Genomic DNA, 2,985 nt, shown 5'->3' on the forward strand with positions numbered 1-2,985 from the left:
AAGCACGACAGCGGCTATCTGTTCGTGACGATATGGGGCAAACGGCTGGCGCGGTCAACGCTGACGATACTGGCAGGCCGGGCGATACGGGATGATGCGCACCTGAAAAAGGCGGGAGCCTGCCATGTGTTCCGTCACTCGATGGCGACACAGATGCTGGAGCGCGGCGCGGACACACGACACATACAAGCGATACTCGGCCATGAAAAGCTGGAGACAACGCAGATATACACGAAAGTGGCTATCGGTCATCTGAAACAGGTGCATGAGAAGACCCATCCGGCAGAGCGGAAACCGAAGAAGAGGAAAAAACAGGATAAGTAGTGTAGAGTGACAACACAAGTGACACCACGGGAGGCGACGATGGGAACCATCCACTTCAGAATCGATGAGGAAATTAAACGGCTGGCGATGCAGGCTGCTGAGCGTCAACAGGTCAGTCTGACGGAGCTGATGCGTCAGCGGGCAGAAGAACTGGCAGAAGAAGAACGTCGGCATCAGCGTAGCGTCGGTGATGAATGGCTTGAGGAACAAGTGCGGGAAGCGTTCTCTCGTTATGATGCGGGAGAAAGTGAGTTCATCAGTAATGAGGACGCGAAAGCCCGCATGGCTACGTTGAAAGCACAGGCGGTGCGGGGTAAGTTGTGACGTTCAGGGTACGATGGGAAAAGCGGGCGATGGCAGACCGTGAAGGTATTTATCGCTACCTGTACAAAGAGGCTGGACTGGATGTGGCGAATGGAGCGGATGATAAGTTCGAGTCGGCTGTCTCGCTGCTGGAAGCCACGCCGGAAGCGGGCATCGATGTAGGCAAGTCTGGGGAGAGAAGAAAACTGGTGCTGACAAAGTTCCCGTTCATCATTGTCTATACGCTGAAACGAAAGATAAACGAAGTGCATATCCTGCGGATATTACATACCTCGCGCAAGGTATCAGCGAAATACCAGGCACAGTAAAAAAGTAGCTCACTCTCTTCAACATCGCAGGACGGTGCAGGGCAAACGCTGCGCCGTCCATGGCGCACCGCTTGCCTTGGTCGGCTAAGGCACTCCGGCGGTAAATGTCGCCCGGCCAGCACTCACCACCATCACACTCTGCTCTTAACGTTGCTGGCCGAACGTCATTCAACATAATGTGGCATTACGCGAAAGCCGCTGAACGCGGCCAACGCGCAACACACATTATGTCTGCGCCGGGCAGGTGATGGGCGCGCTGCGGTCTTCCTTGGCAATGGTGTGCGGCTGGCCGCCGGGGTTCGGTACTCTGGCACAGCGTGGCGCACAGGGCTGCGCCCTCTGCTACGAATATCGCGCCTGTTCTTCAGCATCCACGGTGTGGCCGCCTTCCCTGGCGGTGCAGACTCCGGCGTCAACCTTCAGCAAACATCAACGTCAACAGAACAGGGGGGTGTCGGCCTGACGGCCTCCGCTGAAGGGCTTTACCTCGCCCCCGCCCCGACCCCGCTGCACTGGCTGCGCCCGGCTCGCAGTCACAGGCTCCTTGCTCGTTCCCGTGCTCGCCATCTCCGCCCCGTGCGGCCCCCGCCGGGGGCCTCCCTGCTTAACGGCTTGTCTTGCGGGCTTCGCCAGCCCGCACCCGGCAGACGCTTCACCGTCCCACAGCAAGCTGCGGAACGGCTCGCGCCGCGATAAAACCCGGTTCAGCAACAAAACGAGTAATGGCAGCGGCTGGCGCCGCTGCTATGATGTGGGGCAGGCAGACAGGGACGTCACAGCATGGCGGTAGCGTGTCCGGGGGCAAAAGTGCGCGTCGGGATGTTCGGGTTAAAACGTTGTTACGCTGGCAAAAAACGTGACTTAAAAAGCATGTTGCATCAATAGGTTAAGTGCGCTAAAAAGTACGACTGCATCAGGATCGTCCCTATGACCCGATAGGGCTGTTGGGAGGGCTGAGGCCGCAAGGGTATGTGCATAATCCGCTGACCCGTGTTGATCCGCTTGGGTTGACTGAATCTGGGTGTAAACAGCCGAACTCACCTGAAAATAACCAAAAGCCAGAAGTTAAAAAGCCAAATATTTCAACAAAAATTCATGACGGCGCACAAGGCAAACACATACCAGGACATAATAACTATGTTGATGGTAAGAGTGTTATAGAGGCTAAACCTCAAGAATTATTAGATAATTACCATGCAGGAAATGTTAATACCTCTAGGGTAATTAACGACAATAAAGTTAAAGTGGATTTTGGTGATGTGATCGGTACCCATAAAGATATGAATGGTACAAGTACTTCCACATCATGGGGGATAATCCATAGCGGGAAAAATGGTGCTCACATCGTTCCTGCGTTGCCTGATACAATTTAGGTAGGTTATGAAATGAATGATCTGAAATTAATAATATTTAATTCGCTGTTAGGTAATATTAACAAAAATGTTAGAGCATTAGCGTATGATTTTTTTGATAAAAAAATCATAATTTATGGGTATTTGGATACTGAGCCTGATGATGATGATTATGAAATTATTGATGTTGCTGTAAGTGAGATAATGGCCTCATGTCCTGATTTGGAGAGTCAGGAAATTAATTTAGTTAAGTCATGTGAGCCTGTAGGTAAATTGAATTATTATAAAGGCTGGGTGTTTGTTAGAAATGAAAGATAATTAAAATTTATTTATAATTTATAAAAAGCCGGAAGTGATCCAACGATCCTTCCGGCTTTATTATTTTTAGCAGTTGGTCAGCCGCTACAGATTAATCTGCGTCTCAATAATAATCCTGCCGCGCTCCACCGTGACGGTGACGGGCATCCCGGTGATAAAGCCACACTCTTCCAGCCAGCGGCCTTTGAGGTTAATCGCGGAGGGTGGGTTAGGCTTGCCGTTGTGCGACGCGTATCCCACGGTGTAGTAACGCTCTGTTTTGGTTGCTTTATTAACGGTGACGTCTGACTTAGAATGTGCCTTAGCCATAGTAACTACTCCTGTTAGTTGCTTGTGGTGAGCGGCTGTTACAGGTTGCC

Annotated in this window: 6 protein-coding genes; 5 read left to right on the forward strand and 1 reads right to left on the reverse strand. The window is 51.5% G+C overall.

The annotated features are described in order from the left end of the window. The 5 genes from EDC54_RS17770 to EDC54_RS17795 all read left to right on the forward strand — a co-directional run. On the forward strand, positions 1 to 324 hold a 324-nt coding region (locus EDC54_RS17770; RefSeq protein WP_165904337.1), incomplete at its 5' end, for a tyrosine-type recombinase/integrase. 39 nt (positions 325 to 363) lie between these two features. Further along, positions 364 to 648 (forward strand): damage-inducible protein J, encoded by a 285-nt coding sequence (locus EDC54_RS17775; protein ID WP_132459476.1) that lies wholly within the window; start codon positions 364 to 366, stop codon positions 646 to 648. Continuing rightward, a complete protein-coding gene (locus EDC54_RS17780; RefSeq protein ID WP_132459470.1) occupies positions 645 to 956 on the forward strand; it encodes a type II toxin-antitoxin system RelE/ParE family toxin in 312 nt (103 codons plus the stop codon). Before EDC54_RS17775 ends, EDC54_RS17780 begins: the two co-directional genes overlap by 4 nt. A gap of 971 nt (positions 957 to 1,927) precedes the next feature. Then, positions 1,928 to 2,329, forward strand: coding sequence for a polymorphic toxin type 50 domain-containing protein (locus EDC54_RS18130; protein WP_230514559.1), 402 nt, complete (start codon positions 1,928 to 1,930; stop codon positions 2,327 to 2,329). 12 nt (positions 2,330 to 2,341) lie between these two features. Next, a complete protein-coding gene (locus tag EDC54_RS17795) occupies positions 2,342 to 2,626 on the forward strand; it encodes a hypothetical protein (RefSeq protein ID WP_132459472.1) in 285 nt (94 codons plus the stop codon). Between the two features lie 84 nt (positions 2,627 to 2,710). Here the strand turns inward: EDC54_RS17795 and EDC54_RS17800 are convergent, their stop codons facing one another. Then, a complete protein-coding gene (locus EDC54_RS17800; protein WP_132459474.1) occupies positions 2,711 to 2,935 on the reverse strand; it encodes a SymE family type I addiction module toxin in 225 nt (74 codons plus the stop codon). Between the last annotated feature and the right edge of the window lie 50 nt (positions 2,936 to 2,985).

It is taken from the genome of Samsonia erythrinae (assembly GCF_004342665.1).
Classification (GTDB): domain Bacteria; phylum Pseudomonadota; class Gammaproteobacteria; order Enterobacterales; family Enterobacteriaceae; genus Samsonia; species Samsonia erythrinae.

Coding starts and splice junctions, on each gene's coding strand:
- EDC54_RS17775 (WP_132459476.1), top strand. CDS start 364: ATGGGAACCATCCACTTCAGAATCGATGAGGAAATTAAACGGCTGGCG.
- EDC54_RS17800 (WP_132459474.1), bottom strand. CDS start 2,935: ATGGCTAAGGCACATTCTAAGTCAGACGTCACCGTTAATAAAGCAACC.
- EDC54_RS17795 (WP_132459472.1), top strand. CDS start 2,342: ATGAATGATCTGAAATTAATAATATTTAATTCGCTGTTAGGTAATATT.